Annotated in this window: 22 protein-coding genes; 14 read left to right on the top strand and 8 right to left on the bottom strand. The window is 63.3% G+C overall.

The window, feature by feature from the left end; all coding sequences use genetic code 11:
* Nucleotides 1-63 precede the first annotated feature (63 nt).
* Together M9945_RS07945 and M9945_RS07940 are read left to right on the top strand one after the other, a co-directional pair.
* The gene (locus M9945_RS07945) at nucleotides 64-2,886 is read left to right on the top strand and encodes a cation-translocating P-type ATPase (protein WP_073063273.1); all 2,823 of its coding nucleotides are present in this window, start codon (nucleotides 64-66) and stop codon (nucleotides 2,884-2,886) included.
* Nucleotides 2,887-2,994: 108 nt separating this feature from the next.
* Nucleotides 2,995-4,092 (top strand): AI-2E family transporter, encoded by a 1,098-nt coding sequence (locus tag M9945_RS07940; protein ID WP_367944795.1) that lies wholly within the window; start codon nucleotides 2,995-2,997, stop codon nucleotides 4,090-4,092.
* A gap of 130 nt (nucleotides 4,093-4,222) precedes the next feature.
* Here M9945_RS07940 and M9945_RS07935 read toward each other — a convergent pair whose 3' ends face one another.
* Nucleotides 4,223-5,002 carry an acetoin reductase gene (locus M9945_RS07935; protein ID WP_073063269.1) on the bottom strand — a complete coding sequence of 260 codons (780 nt, stop codon included), beginning with the start codon at nucleotides 5,000-5,002 and terminating at the stop codon, nucleotides 4,223-4,225.
* Between the two features lie 156 nt (nucleotides 5,003-5,158).
* Entirely contained in the window at nucleotides 5,159-6,322 is a 1,164-nt protein-coding gene (locus tag M9945_RS07930; RefSeq protein ID WP_073063265.1) for a cytochrome c3 family protein, read from the bottom strand.
* Nucleotides 6,323-6,464: 142 nt separating this feature from the next.
* On the opposite strand from M9945_RS07930, the gene M9945_RS07925 reads away from it, so the two are divergent.
* Genes M9945_RS07925 through M9945_RS07885 form a run of 9 tightly spaced genes read left to right on the top strand, consistent with a single transcriptional unit; the run spans nucleotide 6,465 to nucleotide 13,343 of the window.
* On the top strand, nucleotides 6,465-7,712 hold the full coding sequence (locus M9945_RS07925; RefSeq protein ID WP_367944076.1) for a Na(+)-translocating NADH-quinone reductase subunit A: 1,248 nt from the start codon (nucleotides 6,465-6,467) through the stop codon (nucleotides 7,710-7,712).
* Nucleotides 7,709-8,482, top strand: a complete 774-nt coding sequence (locus M9945_RS07920; RefSeq protein WP_073063259.1) for an RnfABCDGE type electron transport complex subunit D — start codon at nucleotides 7,709-7,711, stop codon at nucleotides 8,480-8,482. The genes M9945_RS07925 and M9945_RS07920 overlap by 4 nt, the downstream gene beginning before the upstream one ends.
* A complete protein-coding gene (nqrC, locus tag M9945_RS07915; RefSeq protein WP_073063256.1) occupies nucleotides 8,475-9,275 on the top strand; it encodes an NADH:ubiquinone reductase (Na(+)-transporting) subunit C in 801 nt (266 codons plus the stop codon). Before M9945_RS07920 ends, nqrC begins: the two co-directional genes overlap by 8 nt.
* Before the next feature lie 3 nt (nucleotides 9,276-9,278).
* Nucleotides 9,279-9,941, top strand: coding sequence for an NADH:ubiquinone reductase (Na(+)-transporting) subunit D (locus tag M9945_RS07910; RefSeq protein WP_073063252.1), 663 nt, complete (start codon nucleotides 9,279-9,281; stop codon nucleotides 9,939-9,941).
* Nucleotides 9,941-10,552, top strand: a complete 612-nt coding sequence (gene nqrE / locus M9945_RS07905; RefSeq protein WP_073063249.1) for an NADH:ubiquinone reductase (Na(+)-transporting) subunit E — start codon at nucleotides 9,941-9,943, stop codon at nucleotides 10,550-10,552. Before M9945_RS07910 ends, nqrE begins: the two co-directional genes overlap by 1 nt.
* Nucleotides 10,549-11,769, top strand: coding sequence for an NADH:ubiquinone reductase (Na(+)-transporting) subunit F (nqrF, locus tag M9945_RS07900; RefSeq protein WP_073063246.1), 1,221 nt, complete (start codon nucleotides 10,549-10,551; stop codon nucleotides 11,767-11,769). The genes nqrE and nqrF overlap by 4 nt, the downstream gene beginning before the upstream one ends.
* A gap of 3 nt (nucleotides 11,770-11,772) precedes the next feature.
* A complete protein-coding gene (locus tag M9945_RS07895; protein ID WP_367944075.1) occupies nucleotides 11,773-12,756 on the top strand; it encodes an FAD:protein FMN transferase in 984 nt (327 codons plus the stop codon).
* A gap of 9 nt (nucleotides 12,757-12,765) precedes the next feature.
* The gene (locus tag M9945_RS07890) at nucleotides 12,766-12,933 is read left to right on the top strand and encodes a hypothetical protein (RefSeq protein ID WP_159435557.1); all 168 of its coding nucleotides are present in this window, start codon (nucleotides 12,766-12,768) and stop codon (nucleotides 12,931-12,933) included.
* Nucleotides 12,930-13,343, top strand: a complete 414-nt coding sequence (locus tag M9945_RS07885; RefSeq protein WP_073063244.1) for a CBS domain-containing protein — start codon at nucleotides 12,930-12,932, stop codon at nucleotides 13,341-13,343. Before M9945_RS07890 ends, M9945_RS07885 begins: the two co-directional genes overlap by 4 nt.
* Before the next feature lie 308 nt (nucleotides 13,344-13,651).
* Here the strand turns inward: M9945_RS07885 and arcC are convergent, their stop codons facing one another.
* From arcC to M9945_RS07865, 4 genes are read right to left on the bottom strand one after another with little or no spacing between them, the layout of a single operon-like run.
* Complete coding sequence (gene arcC, locus M9945_RS07880; RefSeq protein ID WP_367944074.1) at nucleotides 13,652-14,557, bottom strand: carbamate kinase; 906 nt, start codon at nucleotides 14,555-14,557, stop codon at nucleotides 13,652-13,654.
* Between the two features lie 2 nt (nucleotides 14,558-14,559).
* Nucleotides 14,560-15,561: an ornithine carbamoyltransferase gene (gene argF, locus M9945_RS07875; protein WP_073063236.1), complete on the bottom strand. Its 1,002-nt coding sequence runs from the start codon at nucleotides 15,559-15,561 to the stop codon at nucleotides 14,560-14,562.
* Nucleotides 15,562-15,572: 11 nt separating this feature from the next.
* Nucleotides 15,573-16,802, bottom strand: a complete 1,230-nt coding sequence (locus tag M9945_RS07870; RefSeq protein ID WP_367944073.1) for an arginine deiminase — start codon at nucleotides 16,800-16,802, stop codon at nucleotides 15,573-15,575.
* Between the two features lie 15 nt (nucleotides 16,803-16,817).
* A complete protein-coding gene (locus M9945_RS07865; RefSeq protein ID WP_367944072.1) occupies nucleotides 16,818-18,266 on the bottom strand; it encodes a YfcC family protein in 1,449 nt (482 codons plus the stop codon).
* A 323-nt stretch (nucleotides 18,267-18,589) separates the two neighbouring features.
* On the opposite strand from M9945_RS07865, the gene M9945_RS07860 reads away from it, so the two are divergent.
* The 3 genes from M9945_RS07860 to M9945_RS07850 are packed head-to-tail and all read left to right on the top strand — an operon-like array spanning nucleotide 18,590 to nucleotide 23,524.
* Nucleotides 18,590-19,654: an HlyD family secretion protein gene (locus M9945_RS07860; RefSeq protein ID WP_367944071.1), complete on the top strand. Its 1,065-nt coding sequence runs from the start codon at nucleotides 18,590-18,592 to the stop codon at nucleotides 19,652-19,654.
* A complete protein-coding gene (gene rbbA, locus M9945_RS07855) occupies nucleotides 19,651-22,407 on the top strand; it encodes a ribosome-associated ATPase/putative transporter RbbA (RefSeq protein ID WP_367944070.1) in 2,757 nt (918 codons plus the stop codon). Before M9945_RS07860 ends, rbbA begins: the two co-directional genes overlap by 4 nt.
* A 4-nt stretch (nucleotides 22,408-22,411) precedes the next feature.
* Entirely contained in the window at nucleotides 22,412-23,524 is a 1,113-nt protein-coding gene (locus M9945_RS07850; RefSeq protein WP_367944069.1) for an ABC transporter permease, read from the top strand.
* Between the two features lie 219 nt (nucleotides 23,525-23,743).
* Here the strand turns inward: M9945_RS07850 and M9945_RS07845 are convergent, their stop codons facing one another.
* Both M9945_RS07845 and M9945_RS07840 read right to left on the bottom strand, forming a co-directional pair.
* Nucleotides 23,744-24,010: a conjugal transfer protein TraD gene (locus M9945_RS07845; RefSeq protein ID WP_073063218.1), complete on the bottom strand. Its 267-nt coding sequence runs from the start codon at nucleotides 24,008-24,010 to the stop codon at nucleotides 23,744-23,746.
* A gap of 1 nt (nucleotide 24,011) precedes the next feature.
* Nucleotides 24,012-24,338 (bottom strand): conjugal transfer protein TraD, encoded by a 327-nt coding sequence (locus tag M9945_RS07840; RefSeq protein WP_234951985.1) that lies wholly within the window; start codon nucleotides 24,336-24,338, stop codon nucleotides 24,012-24,014.
* Nucleotides 24,339-24,440: the final 102 nt, after the last annotated feature.

Genomic DNA, 24,440 nt, shown 5'->3' with positions numbered 1-24,440 from the left:
GGGCGGGGACACGACCAACTGCGGACTGCATTGCCGCTAATGGTAACCCGCAGAGATGTTGGAATGATCGTGCAAACTTTTGCGCCCATGACGGGTGATCCTTCTTTCGAATCTTCCGACGCGGTTGCGCACGCGCTTGGCGTCGACCCCGCTGTCGGCCTTACAACAGCGGAGGTCTCGCGGCGTCAGGAGCAGTATGGCCCCAACGAGTTGCGGCAGAGGGTGCAACGACCGCTCTGGCGACGTATCCTGGCGCAATTTGCTGATCCTTTGACGTATCTCCTGCTCGCCGCGGTGGCTGTGGCGACTGCGGCCTGGCTGATCGAGGGCCATGAGAGCTGGCCTGTCGATGCAGTCGTGATCGCAGCTGTCATCTTTTTCAACGCAGCACTTGGCTTTACCCAGGAACGAAAGGCCGCCAACGCCGTCGCTGCCTTGGCCCGGATGACGGCGGTGACGTCATCGGTTCTTCGTGATGGCGAGCGCCGGCGGGTTCCGAGCGCTGAACTGGTTCCGGGTGACGTGTTGCTCCTTGAAGAAGGCGATGCCGTGGGCGCGGACGCACGGCTTCTCGCCGCAACCGCGCTCAGCGTTCAGGAAGCGTCGCTCACAGGCGAAAGCGAAGCGGTGCTGAAAGATCCGAAACCTTTACCAGTTCCAGCACCGCTCGCGGAGCGGACGCCGATGGTTTTCAAAGGCACGGCTGTCGTCCAGGGAACCGGCCGCGCGGTCGTGACCGCGACCGGCATGCGTACCGAAATGGGCGCGATCGCCACGATGCTCGACGAAACCCAGGAAGGGGCAACGCCGCTTCAGAGGGAGGTGGCACTTATCGGACGAATGCTGGGTGTCGCCGTGGTCGTCATTGCTGCAATCGTGGTGGCGACGATCCTGATCTTGTCGCCGATCGATGATGTCGGCGATGTCGTTGACGTGCTGCTGCTCGGTGTTTCACTCGCTGTCGCGGCCGTCCCTGAGGGCTTGCCGGCAATCCTGTCGTTGGTGCTGGCGCTCGGCGTTCAACGCATGGCGGCCCACAAGGCCGTAGTAAAGAACCTGTCCTCTGTCGAAACCCTCGGTGCGGCCACGGTCATCTGTTCGGATAAGACGGGGACGTTGACGCGCTCGGAAATGACGATCCAGCGCATAGTGACAGCCTCCGGAGATAGCAGCGTCACCGGTGTCGGCTACGCGCCGCAGGGCCGGATCGAGACAGTGAACCACACACCGCTGGGCGCCGCCGCAAGGGCCGAGCACATCGTGGTGCTTAGCGGCGGAAGTCTCGCGAGCAATGCCGACCTTCGGCAAACGCAAGACGGGACGTGGGAAATTCAGGGCGATCCCACTGAAGCGGCGTTTCTGGTGGCGGAAAGGAAACTCGGTATCGATAACCGCCGAAAGAAGCGCTTCGAGCGCGTCACGGAAATCCCGTTCAGTTCCGACCGCAAGATGATGTCGAGCATCGAGCGCGACCTCGAACATGAAGGCGAACTGGTCATCATCACGAAGGGAGCACCCGATGTGTTGATCGGCCGGTGCAGCCGCGTTCGGGTCGGCATGGATATCGTATCGTTTGACGACGCTCGTCGCGCTGAAGCGCTGGGCGACGTTGAACGCCTTTCAGGCGAGGCGCTGCGCACGCTTGCCGTTGCATACCGGCCACTTGCGGAGGAGGAAAGTGTAGCCCCGGGGGAGGGGCTCGAACAGGACCTGATCTTCGTCGGTATCGTAGGCATCATCGATCCGCCGCGCGAGGAAGCCGCCCTGGCGATCGCTGAGGCGCATCGTGCGGGCATCCGCGTCATGATGATTACCGGCGATCATCCGCGCACCGCGGCTCGCATCGCCGCCATGCTCGGCATCGCCGGTCCGGACGCAAGGGTGTTGACCGGCGCCGACCTGGATAGCCTGGACGAAAGCGCCCTTGCCGCCGCTGTGCGGAAGACAACCGTCTATGCCCGGGTGGCGCCCGTCCACAAGCTGCGCATCGTCGATGCCTTGCAAGCCGATGGCAATGTGGTCGCGATGACCGGAGACGGTGTGAACGACGCGCCGGCGCTGAAATCGGCGGATATCGGGATTGCGATGGGCATCACCGGCGCCGAGGTTACGAAGGAAGCCGCCAAGATGATCCTGGCGGACGACAATTTCGCCACCATCGTCGCGGCGGTCCGCGAGGGCCGCGCGATCTTCGACAATATCCGGAAGTTCCTGCGCTATCTCCTCTCCTCGAACATGGGTGAGGTGCTGACGGTGTTTTTCGGCGTCGTCGGCGCCGGCGTGATTGGGCTGGACGGTGGGAGTAGCGGCCAGGGCCTGATCGCCCCGCTGCTCGCCACGCAAATCCTCTGGATCAATCTGATCACCGATTCCGGTCCCGCGCTCGCGATGGGCGTGGACCCGGAAACGGAGGACGTCATGGCGAGGCCACCGCGCCGCGCCGGCGAGCGTGCGATCGACAGCCCGATGTGGAGGGGTGTCATCGAGATCGGGCTGGTGATGGCGGTGGCCACCCTGCTCACCATCGATTTTTATCTGCCGGCGGGATTGATTGAAGGCAACCACACATTGGCCGAGGCGCGCACGGCCGGCTTCACCGTGCTGGTCTTCGCGCAGCTGTTCAACTGCTTCAGCGCGCGGTCCGAGACAGTGAGCGCCTTTATCAACCTGTTCGGCAATCGCTGGCTTTGGGGCGCTGTCGTTTTCGCCGTCGTGCTGCAGGTGGCGGTGGTCCATGTCGCGCCGCTTAACGTCGCTTTCGGCACCAATCCTCTGTCGCTCGATCAATGGCTTCTATGCGCGCTGATGGGAAGCATGGTGCTATGGTACGCCGAAACTCGAAAATGGGTGCTGCGTCGCCTGAGTGTTGCAAGCCATGCGTCCTGAATGGGCGGTGCCGCTGAGCGTCGGCGCGCCTTACCAGTCTTTCAGCAGAAGGATGTATGAATGTTCGGCAGGCCGCTGCGCCTCTGTTGGAGCATCGTGGAGACCCAAATGCGCACAATAGAGGACCAAGCATTTCTGTGGCTCCTCGTCGGGACCTCGCTCGCATTCGGTTACATCATATGGCCCTACTTCGGTGCGGTGCTCTGGGGCATCGTAGCCGCAATCGTCTTCGCCCCGCTTTATCGTCGCCTTTTGAAGGCGACGGGCCGGCGCGCCGGCCTCGCGGCCATGCTTACGGTCGTGCTGGTCGTTCTCCTGGTCATCGTTCCGCTGATGCTGATCGCATCGTCGCTGGTGGTCGAGGCCAACAGCCTCTACAATAGCATCCAGTCGGGACGGCTGGATGTAAATCAGTATCTCAACGACGTCGGCAAGACACTGCCCGCCTGGGTCAAAGACCTGCTTGACCGTTTCGATCTTTCCAACTTCGAGACGATCCGCGAGCGGCTGTCACAACTGTTCACCCAGTTCCTCCAGTCGCTCCTCGCGCGCGCGGTGACCGTCGGGCAGGCCACGTTCGAGTTCATCGTGGCTCTCGGCGTGATGCTGTACCTGCTGTTCTTCCTGTTGAGGGACGGCTCGAGCCTGACGCGCCGGATCAAGGACGCCATCCCGTTGCACGCCGCGCAGCGGGACGCACTCATCGAGAAGTTCACGGTCGTCGTTCGCGCGACCGTCAAGGGCTCAGTCCTCGTTGCCGCCCTGCAGGGCGCGCTCGGCGGTCTGATCTTCTGGCTGCTTGGTCTTCATGCGCCCGTGTTATGGGCGGTGGTAATGGCCTTCTTCGCGCTGCTGCCGGCTGTCGGGGCGAGCATCGTCTGGCTACCCGTCGCGCTCTATCTGTTGATATCTGGGGCGACCTGGAAAGCGATCATCCTGGTTGCCTACGGCATGCTGGTTATCGGTCTCATCGACAATCTCCTGCGGCCCGTGCTTGTCGGCAAGTCCACAAGGATGCCGGACTACCTGGTCCTGATCTCCACCCTCGGCGGCATTTCGATCGCTGGCCTCAACGGGTTCGTCATCGGTCCAATGGTTGCTGCCATGTTCATCGCTGTATGGGACATGTTCACGACCACCCGCGGCACATCGAATGGCTCAACACTGATTCCGCCAGCGGAGGCAGACCGATCCTCGTTGGAATGAGATCATCGTGCCGTGAGCGAAAACGTCTGCGTCGTCTGGACTGGTGGGTAACGAACACCGCCCACCAGGCGAACAGTCGGCGGGAGCAACGAGATGCGATCTTGCGCTACCGTCACGCAAAGGTGTCGGATCAACGGTAAACGATACCACCATCGGTCAGGATTGCCTGGCCGGTGATGTAGTCGGAATCATCGCTCGACAAAAAGGCGACCAGGGCTGCCACGTCCTCCGGCGTCTGGGCCCGGCCGAGCGCAATACCTTCAACGAACTTCTTGTAGGTCGAGCCCTTGGCAGCGCCAGTCAGCTCCGAGAAGCGCTCGTCGATCTCGACCCACATGTCCGTGCCGACGATACCGGGACAGTAGGCGTTCACGGTGATGCCGGCACTGGCATATTCCTTGGCTGCAGCCTGCGTCAACGCGCGCACGGCGAATTTGGTCGCCGAATAGACACCAAGCATGGCGAAGCCGTCATGGCCGGCGATTGACGAGGCGTTGATGATCTTGCCTTTGCGACCGCGCGCCTTGAACTTGGCGGCCGCAGCCTGGATTCCCCAGACGACGCCGTCGATATTGATCCGGAAGATGCGGTCGAGGTCCTCGGGCTGCACATCGGCCAGCGGCTTCACCTGTGCGATTCCGGCGTTGTTGATGATAACGTCGAAGCCCCCGAGTTCTTTCTCGGCGTGATCGATCGCAGCATAGACCTCGTCGCGCTTGCTGACATCAGTGACAAAGGTGGTGGCCTTTGCGCCAAGCGTCTCCACTTCCTTGCGCACGTCTTCCAGCTTGTCGGCCTTGATGTCGACGAGTGCGACATTGGCCCCGTCCTTCGCCAGACGCAGCGCGATGCCTCGCCCTATTCCCTGACTTGCTCCCGTGATCAGTACAATCTTATCTTTGACAGACATGCCATTTCTCCTTTTTGACCAGTTTTGCGCCCGAGGCGCAGTCATCTCGCGCCGTCGTCCGCCACAATCGAGCGTGCCTCCGCATTTCTCCCGCAGAACGCTGCCGGAGCGATGCTAGGCAATGACTGTCACCGATCGTCCGAGGCATCACGGGTCTCACCGCATCAGGTTCAACCCGGCAAAATCGATGTCCAGCGGGTCGGCCAAGTCCTCCATCGAATCGTAAAGCAACTCCAGCGCATAGTGGGGGTTGTGGACGTGGATGCCAGCATCGGAACCGATGAACTTCCAGTTGTAGGCTGCCCTCAGCAAGCGCGGGGTCCACGCATTATAGGGAACCGGCTTGCCGTCCGCCAAGTCGGCGACACCATCGCCATTGGCGTCCGTGAAGAAATAGGGATGCTGGTGGCCGTCGTAGTGGATCGGCACGCCGGCGACCCTGGTCGCATAGTCCTCCAGCATTCCCATGAGCCGCGCCGCGTTGGCTGCAATGTCGGCGCGTATGCCTTTTTTCAGGTCGCCGCTGCCGTCGAAGCTGTTGCGCGAAATGCGGATGTTCTCCGCCTTGCCGTCGGCGTGGCAGGTCAGACAGGTCTCTTCCGCCACGCTCAGACTATGCGGGTCGTGGCAGGATGCGCAGGTCGAGACCGGGCGTGCATGCAGGAAGCGGCCGGAATAGTCTTTCCCAGCGTATTGATAGCCCATCCCGCCATAGCCGCCGAGCAGCGTCGCCGCAGCCGTCGCATAATGTGGATTGATGAATGTGAGGGCGGGATCGGGGGTGTCTTCAGCCTTGCCGCTCACCGCGCGTTCGACCATGGCGCCCGCCGCCCGACTCTGGTGACAGGTCATGCAAGATGCCTCTCCGGCATTGACGGGGTGGCTGAGGCCGCTCGGCAGCGAGATCGCGCTTATCGACGCCAGTCCGGGATTGTGGCAGGTCTCACAGTCGACGACACCCCCTACCGGCACCGGATGCTCGGGCAGGCCAGGCGTGCTGCCGTCCAGGCCGTGGAACGATCGAAAGCCGACGCCTGAATGGCAGACAGAGCAAACAGGTGGGATGGACCCTGCATCGTTCCAGTAGGAAAAGGAAACCGACGACGCGTCCGAATGGCCCGAACGCGCCCACGCCGCGATGTATTCACTTTGCGGGATCGCTACCTGTTCGGGAGCAAAGGGTCCCGATTTGGGCATGACGTAGATTGGAGTTTCGCCGTTGGCCTCCTGCGCGTTGCTGCTCATGGTGTGGCTGAGATACGCACTGGCAGCCGGCAGGATCGTGCAGAGAGCGACGAGCGGTATCAGGATTCGGCGCATCCATGCCTCGCAACTTGCTGGGGTAAACGGACTTTGTTAGCCTCAAACTAACAAGGTATTCGATGGTAGAGCAAGGATAGCCGTACTGATCCAGATCAAAGAGCAGCGTCAAATACCGGAGTCGCTGGCGGGCAGACTGACCGTGCCGAAAGCTCTTGCCATGCCTGCGAGCGCCGACATCCGGGTTCACATCACGGACCAGTGCGCGCTGTTTGCCCGCCCCAGCGATGATTTCCGCGCCGACATCCTTGTTGCGGCTGGTGACAAGGTTGCACAAGGCGCTCCGGTGCTGCGCTCGCGCCGGCATCCCGATCTGACTCTCGTTGCGCCGGTCGCGGGCGAGGTTGCTGCGGCTGATCTCGGACCGGGCAAGCGGCTCTCCCACATCCTCTTCTTCCACGATGCAAAGGCCGGACGTCACGAACACGATGTGTCCGCCGCACGTGCCGAAAATGACCCGGTGGCCGTGCGCGCGCTGCTGCTGTCGGCTGGCATGTGGCCGCTTTTCCGGTCGCGCCCTTTCGGACGCGTGCCGCTGCCAGCCGAGCAGCCGGCAGCGATCTTCGTCATGGCGCTCGACACGAGGCCGGACGCGCCACTGCCGCAGTTGGCGCTGGCGGGCCGTCTCGACGCCTTCTTGCGAGGTTGTCAGGCGTTGGCGAGCCTGACCAACGGTCCCGTGTACGTGTGCCATGACGGCGCCGCCGACCTGGACGACCTCGACGTCGGCAACGACCGCATCCGACTGACCAGGATCGGGCCGTTCCACCCTCATGGTCTGGCCGGGCTGCAGATCGCCGCCCGCTTTCCCGCCGCGCCGGGCCGCCCGGTCTGGGATGTTCATGCCGAGGACGTCGTCGGCCTTGGCTCCTTCCTCGAAACCGGGCTTGTGCCGGAGACGAGACTTGTTTCAGTGTCGGGAGGGGCGCTGCGCGAACATCGCATGGTGCGCTGTCAGCCAGGCGCCGATCTGCGCGCGCTGACCTTCGACATCGTGAAACCCGGCCCGCACCGCCTGCTGTCGGGTTCATCGCTGGACGGGGTGGAAGGTCGCTGGCTCGGCCCGTGGCGGAGGCAGGTCGCAGCGATCGCCGGGACCGGTACGGAGCGGTCGCCGCATTGGTTTTCGGCTGCGCTCCGCCGCTCCAGCCGACCGCTGCCGATCATCCCGACCGCTGCGCTCGACCATGCCTTCGGCGGCATCCTGCCCGCCGCACTGCTGGTGCGTGCGCTTGCGGCGAACGATTCCGAGACCGCCATGCGGCTTGGTGCATTGTCGCTGGTCGAAGAGGACGTGGCGCTCGCCGACTACATCACAGCGGCCGCGCCGCACCTCACCGCCATGCTGCGCGCCATGCTGGACCGTATCGCGGCCGAGGAGATCGCATGACACGGGGTATCTGGGATCGCGAGACCGTTGCGCTATTGTTGCTGGCGGCAGCGATGCCCCTGGCGGTGACTTGGCTTCTCGCGACGGGTATGCAGGGCGCGCTGCGTCTCGTCTTCGTGCTCATCGCCGCCGGCCTGTGGCACCTCGCCTTCATGCTTGCGCGTGCGCAGCCTCCGTCCTTCGCCGGCGCGCTGACGGCGTTCGCCGTCGCGGTTCTGGCACCGGCCGAACTCGGCCTGCTGCCGATGCTGATCGGCATCAGCTTCGGCGTCGTGGCGGGCGAACTCGCTTTCGGCGGATGGGGGCGCAACGTGGTCAACCCGGCCACCGTCGCCATCGCCTTTCTCGGCTTTGGCTTTCCGGCTGCGCCGTGGCCCGTGCTGCCGATCCAGTTGGGTTGGGCCGCGATTGCTATGGCGGCAATCGGTATGCTTGTAGGCGTGATGGCGTGGCGCATCGCGGTGAGCGCGACCGCAGTGCTCGTGATTGCATGGTATGGCGGTATGCTCGCCATGCCGTTCCTGACAGCGGCAGCGGTGGTGCTCGTCCTGTTGGTCTGCGACCCGGTGACCAGCGCGGCGACGGATCTGGGTCGCTGGCTTAATGGCTTGCTCTACGCCGCGCTCGTGATGGTGTTCGCTTCAGGCTGGCAGGGAGCGGCTGCGGTTCAGGTTGCGATCTCGGCGGCACTCCTGACCTCTCTGGCTGCACCGCTCCTCGATGAAATTGCCATGCGCCGATGGCTTGCGCGGAGGAAGCATCTTGGCTGACCTCAATCCGCTGTCGCTGTGGCGACGCTTCCTTGCCACCCCGAATGACAGCCGCGCCAAGACGTTGGTCGTAGCCTTTCTGGTGTCCGCCATCTGCGCGGTTCTCGTCACCGGCGCGACAGTTGTACTGAGGCCAATCCAGACACAGAACCGCGCCGCCGAGCAGCAGGCCCGGCTCGAAGCGTTGATTGCGGCCGTGCCCGGCATGTCGGAACTGGTCGAAGAGGCGGGCGGCGACGCCTTGTCCACGGTGGTCGTCAACCTCGATGCCGGCGCCGCAGCGACCGACGTCACGCCTGAGACCCTGGACACGGCGCTCGCCGACGTCTCGAACTGGACGACGCTCGCCGCCGGCGACGATCTCGCCGGAATCGGCAGCCGGCCGAACTATGCGCAGATCTATCTGCTGCGCAGGGGCGATGCCGTCTCGCTGGTCATCCTGCCGATGGCAGGCACCGGCTATGGCGGTCGTATCCAGGCACTGCTGGCCTTGCGCGGCGACATGGCTACGCTGGCAGGCATAGCAATTACAGAACAGGCGGAGACGCCGGGCCTCGGCGCGCGCATTGAGGAGGCGCAATGGCAGCAAAGCTTTGCCAGCAAGCGTCTTTTTGACGAGATCGGTGTCCCGCGCTTCGCCGTTGCGCGCGGACAGGCCCGAACCGAATATGAGGTCGACGGCATCACCGGCGCCACCCGTACCAGTAACGCCGTCACCCAGATGGTGCGCTTCTGGACCGGACCGAAGGGCTACGGCCCGTTAATGACCGCCATCCGTCGCGGAGAGTTCTAGGCGATGGCGAGCAACGTGAGCCTTTGGGGCACGCTGACGACGCCGCTGATCCGTCAGAACCCGGTGACGCTGCAAATCCTCGGCATCTGCTCGGCCCTTGCCGTAACCACCTCGCTCGACACCGCGCTCACCATGTCGATCTCGCTGACTGTGGTGGTGGTGCTCGCCGCCGGCATCATCAGCGCGATCCGCCGCCACATCCCGAACACGATCCGCATCATCGTGCAGATCATCATCGTTGCCTCGCTGGTGATCGTCATCGATCAGGTCCTGCAGGCCTACTTCTACGGGCTCAGCCAGCGCCTGTCGGTATTCGTCAGCCTGATCGCCACCAACTGCATCGTTCTCGGACGGACCGAATCCTTCGCCCGCACGAACCCGCCGCTGCCGTCCATGGTCGACGCACTCGGCAGCGGGCTTGGCTATGGGCTTGTGTTGATGCTGGTTGGGGCCTGCCGCGAACTGTTCGGCTCAGGCAAGCTTCTTGGCTATCAGGTGCTGCCGCTAGCCGATCAGGGCGGCTGGTTCACGCCGCTCAGCCTGATGCTGCTCGCCCCCAGCGCCTTCTTTCTGCTCGGGGCGCTGGTCTGGACGATGCGCAGCATCTGGCCCGAGCAGGCGGATGAGCCCGACTTCGCGCCGCATGAGATCGAGGAGGAACGCTGATGGCCGATCTCGGCGCGCTCTTCCTGCGGGCGATGTTCATCGAGAACATGCCGCTCACCTATTTCCTCGGCCTGTGCACCTTCCTGGCGCTGTCGCGCCGCACCGACACGGCTTTCGGCCTTGGCGTCGCGGTCATCGTGGTGATGGGTGTCACGGTTCCCCTCAACCAGCTCATCTACAACGCGGTGCTGGCGCCGGGTGCTTGGGGCTGGGCCGGTATGCCGGAGGTGGACCTGTCCTATCTGTCGCTGCTAACCTTCATCGGCGTTGTCGCGGCAAGCGTGCAACTGCTGGAAATGGTGCTCGAGCGCTATCTACCGCGTGTTCAGGCCGCGTTCGGCGCATTCCTGCCGCTGCTTGCGATCCACTGTGCGATCCTCGGCGGCAGCCTGTTCATGGTCGAGCGGCGTTACGATCTCGCCGAGGCTGTCGTCTATGGTCTCGGAAGCGGGGCAGGCTTCGCTCTGGCCGTGATTCTGCTTGGCGCGGTGCGTGCTCGACTTGCTTATGCCGACCTGCCCGCAGGGCTGCGGGGCCTCGGCGTCGCCTTCCTGATTACCGGCATGATGTCGCTCGGCTTCTCCTCTTTCGCACAGATGGCAGCCCAATGACCGAGGTCGTGTTGGGCACTGTGTTCATCATCCTGCTGATCGTTGCGTTGACGACGGCGCTGATTCTTGCGCGCGGGCGGCTCATCCCGCCAGGCGCGGTCGCCGTCACGGTCAACGGCGGCAAGCAAATCGACGCGGCGCGTGGCGACCAGTTGCTTGCCGTCCTCCATGGCGCTGGTATCGCCATTCCGGCCGCCTGCGGCGGCGCAGGCACCTGCGGTCTCTGTCGCGTCGCAGTCGAGGGCGAGGGTCTGGGCGACCCGCAGGCGACCGAGATGGGCCTGCTGTCACCTGCCGAGCGGCGCGACCATGTGCGCCTCGCCTGCCAGACCAAGCTGCGCGGCCCGGTCGAGGTCACCGTCGCAGCCGACGTGCTGGCGGCGGACTCCTTTCCCTGCAAGGTCCTGTCCAGTCGCATGCTGGCGCCGCTTATCCGCGAGCTGGTGCTGGAGCTGCCGGCCGGCCGCGACTTCCGTTTCCGCGCCGGCGGCTTCGCCCAGCTCACAGCGCCCGCCTACGCGCTCGACTTCGCGACGATGGAAATCGACCCGGCGCATGCCCAAGCTTGGCGCATCGCCGGCTGGTCGTCATTGAAGTCGGCATCACCGAAGCCCGTGACGCGCGCCTATTCCGTCGCCAGCCGGCCGCTGGATGCCGGCCGCATCGTCTTCAACATCCGGCTCGCCGTGCCGCCGGCCGGTCGCGAGCACAACATCCCGCCCGGCGTTGTCTCCTCCTGGCTGTTCTCGCTGAAGCCGGGCGATACGGTCGAGACGGGAGGCCCGTTCGGCGAGTTCCACGTCCAGCCCACGCAGCGCGAGATGGTGTTCATCGGCGGCGGCGTCGGCATGGCGCCGCTGCGCGCCATGATCCACGAGCAGATCGGTCTCGGCACGACGCGGCGCATGTCCTATTTCTACGGCGCGCGCACGGCAGCCGACCTCTTCTATGTCGATGAGTTCGAGGAGATCGCAGCAAGGCACCCGAACTTCACCTGGGTTCCGGCCCTCTCCGACCCCGCTCCGTCCGACCGCTGGACCGGCGCAACCGGCTTCATCCACGACACGGTGCGCAAGGTGCTGGCCGGCCATCCCGCGCCGGAGGAATGCGAATACTATCTCTGCGGACCGCCGGTGATGATTTCGGCCGTGCTCGCCATGTTGAACCGGCTGGGTGTCGAGCCGCATTCCATCTACAATGACGATTTCGGAGGCTGACCCATGCGCCCCATGTCCACCCTCATCGACCGGCGTCGCTTCCTCGCCCTCGGCGCCGCCTGTGTCGCGGCTCCCGCCGTCGCGCGCGGCGTCTCGCCGCTGGCGGGCATCGGCGGAGCCGCGTTCGGTACCGGCTGGAGCGTTTCGCTGCCGGCAGGCACGCCAACCGCCGCCTTGCAGGCTCACATCGAAGCGCTGCTCGCCGATCTGGACCTCGTCTTCTCACCGTGGCGGGCCGACAGCGTGATTTCCCGTTTCAATGACGCCGGCGCCGGAGACATGGCCGTTGCCGACGAGGTCGCGGAAGTGGCGCATTCGGCTCTCATCATCGCCGAGAGCAGCAGCGGCCACTTCGACCCGACGGTCGGCCCGCTGGTCGCGCGCTGGGGTTTCGGGCCGATCGACCATGGCGAGGCGATGCCCGGAGGTTGGCGCGGCCTGTCCGTGGCCAACGACCACATCGCAAAGACGAGACCGGGTCTCACGCTCGACCTGTGCGGCATCGCGAAAGGCCACGCGCTCGACCGCATGGCCGACCTGCTGCTGGATGCCGGCCACGACGACTTCCTGATCGACTTCGGTGGCGAGCTAGCCGCTCGTGGACGGCATCCGTCGGGACGCGTCTGGCAGGTGGGCATCGAGGACCCGCGACCTGAAGCGGAAGGCTTCGTCGGCATGCTGCGGCTGGACAGCCTCGCGGTCGCGACGTCGGGCGATCGCGCCAACGGCTACAACATCGGCCCGCGCCGCTGCAGCCACATCATCGACCCCGCCACGCGGGAGCCGGTCGAAGGCGCGCTTGCCTCGGTGAGCGTGCTGACGGCCTCAGCGCGCGAGGCCGACGGCTGGGCGACGGCGCTGATGGCGGCCGGCGAGGCCGGGCCGGAGCTGGCGCGCAACCGAGATATCGCCGCGCTGTTCCTGTTCCGCGACGGTGTCGGCCTGCGAAGCGTTGCGACCGGCGCGGTCGAAAAGCATCTCGCCTGAGGTCCGCCGATGGAAGCGCTTCTCGCAATTCTGATCGTCTGCCTGTCCGCCATCGGCCTCGGCGCTGGCCTGATGATGGGCCGGGGCGCGCCGAGCCGGGGTTGCGATGGCCTTGCCTGTGTCGGCGGAACGCGCTGCGACGGCTGTCCGCACGCGAAGGAGGAGAACCGGCGATGACCATGGGCACCACCGTCGAGCACATCATGCGTGCGGAGTTTCCGCGCCTGTCTCCCGAGATGCCGATCCGTGAAGCGGTCGCGGCCTTCGCCAGGCAACGCATGGCCTCGGCGCCGGTCATCGACGATCGTGGAGGGCTGGTCGGTATCCTGACGGAGAAGGACTGCTTCCGCCCGATGTTGAACGCCAGCTACTACCAGCAATGGGGCGGAGCGGTTGCCGACTTCATGACCCGGGAGGTACGCGCGCTCACTGTCGATCTCGACCTTGTCTCCGCCGCCGAAGAGTTCCTGGCGCGCTCGCACCGTGTCTATCCCGTGCTGCGCGACGGCGAGGTGGCCGGCATGCTGCACCGGTCGGATCTCTTCGCTGCGATCCTGACTGCCTCCGAGCACAGTTCAGGGCCTTGATTAGCTAGTCACGAAGTAAAAATGATGGTCATGCACCGATGAACTCATTATCGCGCGGAGGGGATTCGGATTGATCCAGTGCCATTCGATTGTCCGATGACAGACATCTGCCGACACGGTTCCAAACCCGGCTCTTGCACGCAATCGTTCAGCAGGATCCGTCTCTTGTCGCTCGCTAAGAGGTGCCGTCGCGCTCGGCGCGACGTCCCTTACCACCTGCTCGGCAGGCTTTGGTGATTGGAGATCTTGATTTCCTCTTCGGTCCTTCATTATTACGTTGAGATCAGACTCCCTTTTAGACCACAATGTCAATTCTGGACGCGCGTGCCTGCGCGCCGTTCCAGAATTTCCACAGCCTGATCAAGCCGGCCGATACCCGCCAGCCCACCCTGATCCGCAAAGTCTGCCGCAGCTGTCATCTTCGGTCCCATCGACCCGGCGGGAAGATCGAGTACGCGTGCCTCGTCTGGTGTCAATGTGGCGATCGGTGCCTCTGTCGGGGTGCCGAAACCGCGATAGACCGCGTCCACGTCGGTCAGCAGCAGAAGGGCATCGGCTCCGATCTGGCGCGCGAGAAGCGCGCTGGCGGCGTCCTTGTCGATCACCGCCTCGATGCCGCTCATGCTGCCGTCGCGCTGCCGCAGCACCGGAATGCCGCCTCCGCCGGTGCAGATAATGATCACATCCCGATCCAGGAGAAGCTGCAGCACACGAATGTCGGGGATTTCCTTCGGCATGGGCGAGGGCACGACACGGCGCCACTTGTCTCCATCGGGCGCGATGGACCAGCCGGCAGCAGTCGCGCGGGCCTCGGCTTCCTCGCGGTCATAGACGGGGCCAATGAACTTCGTGGGCTTTTGAAAGGCCGGATCGTCCGCGTCCACGATCACCTGTGTCAGAAGCGTGGCTACAGGCCGCGTGTGGCCCAGTGCGTTCTCCAGTTCCTGTTCGATCATGTAGCCGATCATGCCGCCGGTTTCGGCCCCGAGAACATCCAGCGGATAGGCCTCGTCCGGCTTGTAGGCCGCGCCCTGAAGCGCCAGTAATCCGACCTGCGGACCGTTGCCGTGCGTGATGACCAGCCTGTGCCCGGCCTCGACGATGCGGGCCAGTGCGCGCGCGGCCTCGCGCACGTTGGCCCGCTGGTTCTCGGCCGTCAGAGGCTCCCCGCGACGGAGCAGCGCATTCCCGCCAAGTGCTGCCACGACAAGCATGTTCAGCCCCCCAGGGTGGCGACCAGAACCGCCTTGATCGTGTGCAGCCGGTTCTCGGCCTGATCGAAGACGATCGAGGCCGGCCCTTCAAAGACCTCCTCGGTCACTTCCATGCAGTCCAGACCGTACTCGTCCTTGATCTGCTGGCCAACCGTCGTCTCGGTATTGTGGAAGGCGGGCAGGCAATGCATGAAACGGGCGCGCGGGTTGCCGGTCTTGTTCATCACATCGGCATTGACCTGATAGGGTATCAGCAGCTTGATGCGGTCGGCCCACTTCTCCTTGGCCTCGCCCATCGAAAGCCAGACATCGGTATAGACGAAATCCACGCCCTTCACGCCCTCGTCGATGGAATCGGTCAGGGTGATCCGCGCGCCGGTGTCTTTTGCGACGGCCTTTGCATAGTCCTGGACTTCGGTCGTGGGCCACAGTGTCCGAGGGGCGCAAAGCCGCACATCCATGCCCATCTTGGCACCGCCGATCAGCAGGCTGTCACCCATATTGTTGCGGGCATCGCCGAGGAAGCAATAGGATACCTCGCGCAACGGCTTTTCGGCATGTTCCTGCATCGTCAGGAAATCGGCGAGGATCTGGGTCGGGTGGAATTCGTCCGTCAGCCCGTTATAGACCGGCACGCCGGACCAGTCGGCCAGGGTTTGCACCACCTCTTGCCCGAAGCCGCGGTACTCGATCGCGTCATAGACACGGCCCAGCACCCGGGCGGTATCCTTGACGGTCTCCTTGTGGCCCATGTGATTGCCCGAGGGGCCAAGATAGGTCACGGTCGCGCCCTGGTCATGCGCCGCCACCTCGAAGCCGACGCGGGTGCGGGTGCTGTCCTTCTCGAAGATCAGCGCGATCTCCTTGCCCCTGAGCGTCGGAACCTCGGTGCCCGCGTATTTCGCGGCCTTCAGATCGGCGGAAAGCTTGAGAAGATAGCCGATCTCCTGCGGGGTGAAGTCCCGCAGGGTCAGGAAATGACGGTTCTTCAGGTTGAAAGCCATTGTGCGCCTCCTCAAACTGCGTCGCGGATGGTGGGACAGGACATGCAGTGGCTGCCGCCGCGGCCCCGGCCCAGTTCGGCGCCGGGAATGGCGCGCACCTCGATGCCGGCGGCCTTCAACGCCGCGTTGGTGTCATCGTTGCGGTCATAGCCGATGACCACGCCGGGACGCAGGCAGAGCACGTTGTTGCCATCATTCCATTGCTCGCGCTTGCGTTCCTCTTCGGTGTTGCCACCAGTGGCCACTAGTTCCAGCGACTTGTAGCCCAGAACCTCTGCCACGATCTCAAAAATCGGGCGCGGATCGTGGTGGAATTCCAGCGGCGTCCCGCCCTTGCCGGGGCGTATATCGTAACAGACCAGCTCATCGGCCACTTCCTTGAAGGCCGTCACCACGTTGCCGCCGCAAAGGGTGAAGATCGTGTCAAGATGCATCGCGGCGCGCGACTTGGGGATGGCGAAGGCCAGAACCCGCTGGGCGGCGCCTTTTTCGAACAGCGAAACCGCCAATTGCCCGATGCCCTGCGGCGAGGACCGTTCGCCCATGCCCACCAGCACGGCGCCATTGCCGACCGGCATCACATCGCCGCCTTCGACGGTCGACAGCCCATGATCGACAGCTGGGTCTCCGAAGTAGATTTCCGCCTTGCCGGCAAACTTCGGATGAAACTTGTAGATCGCGGTGTTCAGCAGCGTCTCGGGACGGCGCGCCGGCCAATGCATCGGGTTGACGGATACGCCGCCGTAGATCCAGGCCGAGTTGTCGCGGGTGAACAGCGCGTTGGGCAGCGGCGGCAGGATCAGGCCCTGATAGCCCAGATAAGCACCGAACAGGCCATGCGGCTTGAACGGCAGGTCGCTGGTGGCCAGCCCGCCCAACAGGTATTCGGCCAGCCTAACGCCGGGCAGTTCCTCCATCCAGGCGCGGAGATCCGACAGCATGCCGACGCCGACCTGATCGCGGTTGATGCGGTGATCCAGCACATATTTGCGACCTTCGGCCACATCCAGCGTTTCGGCCAGCAGGTCGTTCACGTCCAGCACTTCGATGCCTTCCTCGCGCATGACAGAGGAGAACACGTCGTGATCCTTTTGAGCCTGCTTGACCCAGAAGACGTCGTCGAACAGCAGTTCCTGGCAATTGTCCGGGGTCAGACGGCGATGGGCAAGGCCGGGGCGGCACACAATCACCTGATGCAACTTGCCGGTTTCGGAGTGAACACCGAGAGTACGATCAGACATGGCATTTCCTTTCTCTTACAAAAGCGTACCGAGGGTAAGTACCACCGTGATGAACAACAGAAGGATCAGCATCAGTGGCCAGATGAAGACAATCCAGCGATCGTAAGATACCCGCCCTATTGCGAGGCCGCCGATCACCACCGCGAAGGTGGGGTTGATGAGGTTTACCAAGCCGTTTGCCGACTGATAGGCTGTCACCACCAGATCACGGCCGACGCCTGCAAAGTCGGCAAGCGGCGCAAGAATCGGCATCGATAGCACGGCAAGCCCCGACGAAGACGGCACGAAAAAACTCATCCCGATCTCGATCCAGAGCATCAGGTTGATGAAGGCCAGTTCGCCCAGCCCTCCCAGCGATTGCTCGGCGCTGTGCAGAATAGTGTCGGCAATCCGCCCGTTGTCCATAATGACGACGATGCCGCGGGCAAGACCGATGACAAGCGCCACACCCAGAAGGTCGCGCGCCCCATCCACAAAACTGCCGGTCAGCTTCTTCTCGCCCATCTGCGCCACCAGCCCGACAACGATCGCCGAGCCAAGGAACAGAGCTCCCATTTGCGCCATCCACCAGCCTTGGCCGGCCACGCCCCAGATCATCACCGCGAAGGTAACCGCGAAGACAGCAAGGATAAGCTTCTGCTTGCCGGTCAAGGCGGCATCGGCATCATTGTCGCCCTTGCCTTGCAAGAACAGTTTGCGATGCGCTTCGGCCTGCCTGACCACGACCGAGCGCGAGGGGTCAGCCTTGATCCGATGCGCGTAACGCATGACATAGGCTGCGCAGATCACCAGCCCGCCCAGCAGGATCACCAAGCGAAGGAACATCCCCTCGGTGAATGCGATACCTGCCGCGTTCGAGGCGATGACCGTGGCAAAAGGGTTGATGGTCGAGCCCAGCACGCCGATCCCTGCGCCGATCAGGATGATGGCCACACCCGTCACCGCGTCATAGCCCGCCGCAATCACTACCGGGATGAGGATTGCATAAAAGGCCAGCGTTTCCTCGGCCATGCCGTAGGTCGTCCCGCCCAGCGCGAAGAGGGACATCATGATCGGGATCATCCAGATCTCGCGTCCCTTCATTGCCGACATCGCCGTCCTGATCCCTGTGTCTATCGCTCCGGTGGCGTTCACGACGCCCAGAAACCCGCCAAGGAACAGCACGAAAAGCGCGACGTCGATGGCGTTCGCCGCGTTGCTGTCGGGATCGTAAAAGCCCGCAACAGGCGCAAGCATCACGTCGACGAAGCCCTGTGGGTTCCGCTCGACCTCGCGGTAGGTTCCGACCACGGCTACCTCGCGGCCGACTTCCTCGTTCATCACGCGGTCATATTGGCCAGCGGGAATGATCCAGGTCAGAGCGGCGACAAATACGATGAGAAGAAAAAGGATCGTGTATGCAGTCGGAAAACGGGACGAAAGCTCTTGTGCCGGATCGTCGCGTTGCATCGTTTCTTCGGTCATTGAAAACTCCTTCCGGCGCGTCTCCCTGCGCATTTTGCCTGTGATGCTATCGCATAGCGACGATTTCGCCTATCTATTGTCAAGGCCGCACTCAATGCGGTCATTGACGTGCATCAAGTCGGGTCGGATTTCCTTGTGGTAGTTTTACTGTAACTAATCCCGCCACCGTCGCATCAGACGGAAACTTGCCATCGCCATCCAGAGGCAAAGACTCCGCTACCTTGCCAAAGACAATCGTCGAGGCGTGCTTGCGCTAGATAGTTTGCCCCGGTACCCTCAAACGCGACGTGAGGCCATAAATTGCCGTACTTGAGGACCAGTTCGTGAAGAAAAGATCGAAGTATCTCATCCCGGTCATTCTGGTGGCCGCGGTCGTCGCGGCCTATTTTGCTTGGGACAGACTGCAGGCACCGGCCTTGCCCGACGGCATCGTCAGTGCGAACGGGCGGATCGAGGCAACCGAGATCGACATCGCGGCCCTGACTGGGGGACGCATCGCCGACATCACGGCTGCCGAAGGAGACTTCGTCAAGGCTGGCGCTGTTCTGGTGCAAATGGATATCGTCCAGCTCAACGCCCAGAGACGGCAGGCCGAGGCACAGCTGCGCCGGGCTGAAATCGCGGTCGAGACCGCGAAGGTCCTGGTCGCAAAGGCAGAAGCGGAAAAGCGTGCTTCAGTAGCCAGAGTCGATCAGGCGGAAGCGGTGGCGGATGCGGCGGCGCGGAAGCTGGCGCGCTCGGAACGGCTTCTTCTGTCGAACACGACTTCCCAGCAGGTGGTTGACGACGACCGGGCGCAGGATCGCCAGGCAAAGGCGGGTGTCGCCTCGGCCGAGGCCTCGGATGCCGCCGCCCAGGCCGGCATCAATTCCGCACAGGCGCAGGTGGTGGACGCCCAGGCTGCGGTCGAGGCCGCACAGGCGTCGATCGATTCGATCACGGCCTCGATCAACGACGCGACGCTGGTTTCGCCCCGCGACGGCCGCATCCAGTACCGCGTCGCAGAAGAAGGTGAGATCGTCGCCTCGGGTGGCCGTATCCTCAGCCTTGTCGATCTGGGCGACGTCTACATGACGATCTTCCTGCCCACCTCGCAGGCCGGGCGGGTGCAGGTCGGATCCGAAGTGCGGCTGGTCATGGATGCCGCCCCCGACTATGTGATCCCTGCGACGGTCAGCTATGTGGCAGACGTGGCGCAGTTCACCCCCAAGACGGTCGAAACCGCCGACGAACGCGAAAAGCTGATGTTCCGCATCCGTGCGCGGATCGACCCGGAACTGCTTGTCCGCTATATCGAATACGTCAAGACCGGTCTGCCGGGCATGGCCTATCTGCGGCTTGATCCTTCGGTCGACTGGCCAGCCACACTTGCCAATGTCGTGAAATGACCGGGGCGGAACATCTGCCCGTAGCGACGGTTGCCGCCCTGACGCTGCGTTACGGCAAGGTTACCGCGCTGAACGATGTAACGCTGGACGTTCCCGCTGGCAGGATGGTCGGACTGATCGGACCGGACGGGGTCGGCAAGTCCAGCCTGCTGTCGCTGCTGGCCGGAGCACGCGTCATCCAAGAGGGTCGAGTCGAGGTCCTAGGTGGCGACATGCGCGAGGCCGGCCATCGAGGGCGGGTCTGCCCGCGCATCGCCTATATGCCGCAGGGCTTGGGCAAGAACCTCTATCCCACGTTGTCGGTCGAAGAGAACCTCGACTTCTTCGGTAGCCTTTTCGGCCATGACAAGGCCGAACGCGAACGGCGCATCACCGACCTGCTGGCCGCCACCGGCATGTCGCCGTTTCGCGACCGTCCGGCGGCAAAGCTCTCGGGCGGCATGAAACAGAAGCTGGGGTTGTGCTGCGCGCTGATCCATGACCCGGATTTCCTGATCCTCGATGAGCCGACCACCGGTGTCGATCCTCTCTCACGCCGTCAGTTCTGGGATCTGATCGACCGGATCCGCAAGGACCGCCCCGGTATGAGCGTGATCACCGCCACCGCCTATATGGAGGAGGCCGCGCGTTTCGACTGGCTGGTGGCGATGAATGCGGGCAAGGTGCTGGCGACCGGCACCACCGAAGAACTGCTGAGCCGGACTGGTGCGGTGGATCTGGATGCCGCCTTCATCGCGCTTTTGCCCGAGGAAGACCGTGGTAAAGACACCACCGTTGTGATCCCGCCGCGCGAAGGCGGCGACAACGAGATCGCCATCGAGGCCGAGGAGTTGACCCAGCGGTTTGGTGATTTCACTGCCGTCGACAATGTCAGCTTCCGCATCGCCAAGGGCGAGATATTCGGCTTCCTCGGCTCGAATGGGTGCGGCAAGACCACGACGATGAAGATGCTGACCGGGCTTCTGGAGCCGACCGAGGGGACGGCAAAGCTCTTCGGGCACGAAGTCGATGCGCGCGACATGACGGTGCGCCGCCGTGTCGGCTTCATGTCCCAGGCGTTTTCGCTCTACTCCGAGCTGACGGTGTTTCATAACCTGGAACTGCACGCGAAGCTTTTCGCGATGGATCCGGAAAAGATCCCCGCCCGCATTCAGGAGATGATCACCCGCTTCGATCTGGCGGATGTAGCCGACGCACTTCCCGAGGCGCTGCCGCTGGGCATCCGCCAGCGGCTGTCGCTGGCGGTGGCGATGATCCACGGCCCCGAAATACTGATCCTTGATGAGCCGACTTCAGGGGTCGATCCTGTGGCTCGGAACGGCTTCTGGCGTATTCTGGCGGAACTGTCGCGTAAGGATGGCGTCACCATCTTCGTCTCGACCCATTTCATGAACGAGGCAGAATGGTGCGATCGCATCAGCCTGATGCATGCGGGCAAGGTGCTGGTCAGCGACACGGCAGAGGCGATCACGAAATCCAAAGGCTTCGCGACGCTGGAGGACGCCTTTGTCGCCTATCTGCAAGAGGCGATCGATGAAACCGCCACTGCGCCTGAACCTACGACGGAGCCCGCGGCCGTGTCGGCCTTGGCCGGAGCAGCGCCGGCCCGTCGCAACGAAACCGGCGGCTACAGCCTTCGCCGCCTGATCAGCTATTCGAAGCTTGAAAGCCTGCAGTTGCAGCGCGATCCTATCCGGCTGGCCATGGCCTTGATCGGCTCGGTGCTTCTGATGATCGTCATCGGTTTAGGCATCAACATGGATGTCGAGGATCTCACCTTCGCAGTCCTCGACCACGACCAGACCACCGCAAGCCGCGACTATGTCCAGGACATTGCCGGATCGCGCTACTTCATCGAAAAGGCGCCGCTGACAAGCTATGAGGATATCGACGCAAGGATGCGTGCGGGAGAAATCAGCCTTGCCATCGAGATCCCTCCCGGTTTCGCCGCCGATGTCGCGCGTGGCCGTAGCGTCGAGATTGGCGCCTGGTTTGATGGAGCAAACCCGTCCCTCGCCAATACGGTCCAAGGCTATATCCAAGGCATGCATGGCGACTGGATCACGCGCAAGATGCGCGAGGCCTACGGAGACAGAGCCTCGAATGGGGACTTTCAGCTGGTCATCCGCTATCGTTATAATCCGGACGTGAAAAGCATCGTCGCCATGGCGCCGGCGGTGATTCCAATGCTGCTGTTGATGATTCCGGCGATCCTGACCACCCTTTCGGTGGCGCGGGAGAAAGAATTGGGCTCGATCATCAATTTCTATGTCACGCCGGTCACGCGGCTGGAATTCCTGCTGGGAAAGCAACTGCCCTATGTTGGCCTTGCCATGGTCAACTTCTTCCTGATGATGGCATTGGCCGTGTTCTTCTTTGGCGTGCCGTTCACCGGCAGTTTCGCTGGTCTGACAGTTGCCGCGCTGATCTATGTGACGGCATCGACGGCGCTTGGCTTTCTGGTGTCGGTCTTCATCTCCAGCCAGGTCGCGGCACTGTTCGCCACCGCGCTGCTGACCATGATTCCGGCCGTGTCCTATTCAGGGTTGGTTGATCCGGTTTCGTCACTGCAAGGGTTCGGACGAGTAATTGGCGAGATCTACCCGACGACCTGGTTCGTCACTGCGGCGCGGGGCGCCTTTTCCAAAGCCTTCGGCTTCGGTGAAATGCTCGAGCCGATGCTGGCGATGGGGCTTGCTGTTCCCGTGATCCTCGCCCTGGCCGCGACTTTCTTGAAAAAGCAGGCGGGATAAGGTCATGGATCTGAAGAACGTCTGGAACCTCGGAACCAAGGAACTGCGCGGCCTTGCTCGGGACTGGATCATGCTGATCCTGATTGCCTATTCCTTCAGTCTTTCGGTATGGACGTCGGCCAACTCCCGACCCGACGCGTTGAGCAAGGCGGCGATCTCGATCGTTGACGAGGATCAGTCGCAGCTGTCCTCGCGGATCACTTCGGCCTTCTATCCGCCGTATTTCGTTCCCCCGAACCTGATCACGGCTGCCGAAGTCGACAGGCGAATGGATGCCGGCCTTGATACTTTCGCACTGGATATCCCCCCGGACTTCGAACGCGACGTGCTGGCCGGCAAGTCACCGGAAATCCAGCTCAGCGTCGATGCTACCCGGATGAGCCAGGCTTTTACCGGGGGCGGCTACGTCAGCCAGATCGTTTCCAGCGAGGTTTCGGAATATGTGGCGGGGCATCGGGCAGAGGCCGTCCTGCCGGTTGGGTTGGCCCTGCGCGCCCGCTACAACCCCGCGCTCGATCCCAGCTGGTTCGGAGCGATTTCCAGCGTGATCCAGTCGATCACCATGCTGTCGCTGATCCTGACCGGCGCGGCGCTGATCCGGGAAAAGGAACACGGCACGGTCGAGCATCTGCTGGTCATGCCGGTGACTGCGACCGAGATCATGCTGTCCAAGATCTGGTCGATGGGTTTTGTCGTTCTGCTCGGTTCGGCCTTCTCCCTGATAGTCGTGGTTCAGACGCTGATGGCGGTGCCGGTGCAGGGCTCGGTGCCGCTGTTCCTGGGCGGAGCGGTTCTGATGATGTTCGCGATGACCTCGCTGGGGATATTCATGGCCACCGTGGCCGGGACCATGCCTCAGTTCGCGCTGCTGATGATGCTCGTGCTGCTGCCGTTACAGGTGCTGTCAGGCGCCATGACGCCGCGCGAATCCATGCCTGAAATCATCCAGATCATCATGTTGGCCGCACCTAACACGCATTTCATCATCCTGTCGCAGGCCATCCTGTTCCGCGGTGCCGGATTCGATGTCGTCTGGCCGCAGTTCCTCGCGCTGGCGGTGATCGGAACGGCGCTGTTCTGGCTGGCGCTGCAGAGGTTCCGCGCCTTCCTGAAGTAGTAGCCTCACTCGGCATGCCCCGATCTTGCAAGACAGGCCAAGGATTGACGGGGCGTTGATAATGTAACCACCCCCCGACGGCATTGATGTGCCAGAGTAGGATCGTGTGTCAATGAAGCTGGGCGATATTGACCGGGCCGTTCTCCGGGAGCCTCAGTAGGAGGGCCAGAGTCAAAATATCGAGCGGGCCGAACGGGTCTCCGCGCCGCCCGCCATCGGTCACGCCCCATCCAGCTGTGGCTGTGGCTTGTTGTGTGCGCCTGCTGAGTGTTCCGCCTCGAACGCGCTCTTTCCCTTTTCGGCCCAGAGCGCGATTGCTTTGTCGCGCTCATCGCTTCGGAGCTTGTCGGCCATCCAGATGAGCGCGCCAAGAATGGTCGCGCGGTCGTCGCCGGTCAGGTCCACGATGCCCGCTTTGAAAATGAGACCGCCCAGTTCGATGAGATGCCGGGTGCGCTTGCGGCGTTCGACCTGCCATGTTCGCATGTCATTGCGCGCCCGTGCCGCCTGATGCCGGTTGCGCGCTGCCCGGTTGCGATTGAGCGCCGTCAGTGTTGCGGTCAGACGCTGACGCAGATCGCCGCGACCGCCCTTGAAAGAATGCCGCGCCGCGCTTCGCCCATGCCTCCCTCTTTCCGGCATCGGTCGTTTCGGCCAGCACGACCAGCGCCCCAGCCAGTTCGTCGGCGGTGAGGCCGTCCGCCCCGGCGGCGATGACCAGTTCGCCAAGCTGCTGAACCTTGCGCTGTTTCAGTTCACGCGCCTTGTCTTCCAGGGCCTTCAATTCCGCATCAAAGTCCCGCGGCTTGCGCATTGCGTCCTCCATAAGCTGTTGATGCAGCGATAATAGTTGAGCGCGTTGCGGATTGCTTCTATGTTGCCGGGACGGTGTGGCACGGCCCGGTCCATCCCGAGA

Source organism: Aquamicrobium sp. (assembly GCF_023954335.1).
GTDB lineage: Bacteria > Pseudomonadota > Alphaproteobacteria > Rhizobiales > Rhizobiaceae > Aerobium.
Note: the sequence above shows the minus strand (reverse complement) of the source record. Positions and strands in the feature narration are given on the sequence as shown.

Coding starts and splice junctions, on each gene's coding strand:
- M9945_RS07940 (WP_367944795.1), top strand. CDS start 2,995: ATGCGCACAATAGAGGACCAAGCATTTCTGTGGCTCCTCGTCGGGACC.
- M9945_RS07870 (WP_367944073.1), bottom strand. CDS start 16,802: ATGTCTGATCGTACTCTCGGTGTTCACTCCGAAACCGGCAAGTTGCAT.
- M9945_RS07845 (WP_073063218.1), bottom strand. CDS start 24,010: ATGCGAACATGGCAGGTCGAACGCCGCAAGCGCACCCGGCATCTCATC.
- arcC (WP_367944074.1), bottom strand. CDS start 14,557: ATGCTTGTCGTGGCAGCACTTGGCGGGAATGCGCTGCTCCGTCGCGGG.
- M9945_RS07840 (WP_234951985.1), bottom strand. CDS start 24,338: ATGCGCAAGCCGCGGGACTTTGATGCGGAATTGAAGGCCCTGGAAGAC.
- nqrE (WP_073063249.1), top strand. CDS start 9,941: ATGGCCGATCTCGGCGCGCTCTTCCTGCGGGCGATGTTCATCGAGAAC.
- M9945_RS07935 (WP_073063269.1), bottom strand. CDS start 5,002: ATGTCTGTCAAAGATAAGATTGTACTGATCACGGGAGCAAGTCAGGGA.
- M9945_RS07850 (WP_367944069.1), top strand. CDS start 22,412: ATGGATCTGAAGAACGTCTGGAACCTCGGAACCAAGGAACTGCGCGGC.
- M9945_RS07885 (WP_073063244.1), top strand. CDS start 12,930: ATGACCATGGGCACCACCGTCGAGCACATCATGCGTGCGGAGTTTCCG.
- rbbA (WP_367944070.1), top strand. CDS start 19,651: ATGACCGGGGCGGAACATCTGCCCGTAGCGACGGTTGCCGCCCTGACG.
- M9945_RS07895 (WP_367944075.1), top strand. CDS start 11,773: ATGCGCCCCATGTCCACCCTCATCGACCGGCGTCGCTTCCTCGCCCTC.
- M9945_RS07890 (WP_159435557.1), top strand. CDS start 12,766: ATGGAAGCGCTTCTCGCAATTCTGATCGTCTGCCTGTCCGCCATCGGC.
- nqrF (WP_073063246.1), top strand. CDS start 10,549: ATGACCGAGGTCGTGTTGGGCACTGTGTTCATCATCCTGCTGATCGTT.
- M9945_RS07910 (WP_073063252.1), top strand. CDS start 9,279: ATGGCGAGCAACGTGAGCCTTTGGGGCACGCTGACGACGCCGCTGATC.
- M9945_RS07920 (WP_073063259.1), top strand. CDS start 7,709: ATGACACGGGGTATCTGGGATCGCGAGACCGTTGCGCTATTGTTGCTG.
- M9945_RS07930 (WP_073063265.1), bottom strand. CDS start 6,322: ATGCGCCGAATCCTGATACCGCTCGTCGCTCTCTGCACGATCCTGCCG.
- argF (WP_073063236.1), bottom strand. CDS start 15,561: ATGGCTTTCAACCTGAAGAACCGTCATTTCCTGACCCTGCGGGACTTC.
- M9945_RS07865 (WP_367944072.1), bottom strand. CDS start 18,266: ATGACCGAAGAAACGATGCAACGCGACGATCCGGCACAAGAGCTTTCG.
- M9945_RS07945 (WP_073063273.1), top strand. CDS start 64: ATGATCGTGCAAACTTTTGCGCCCATGACGGGTGATCCTTCTTTCGAA.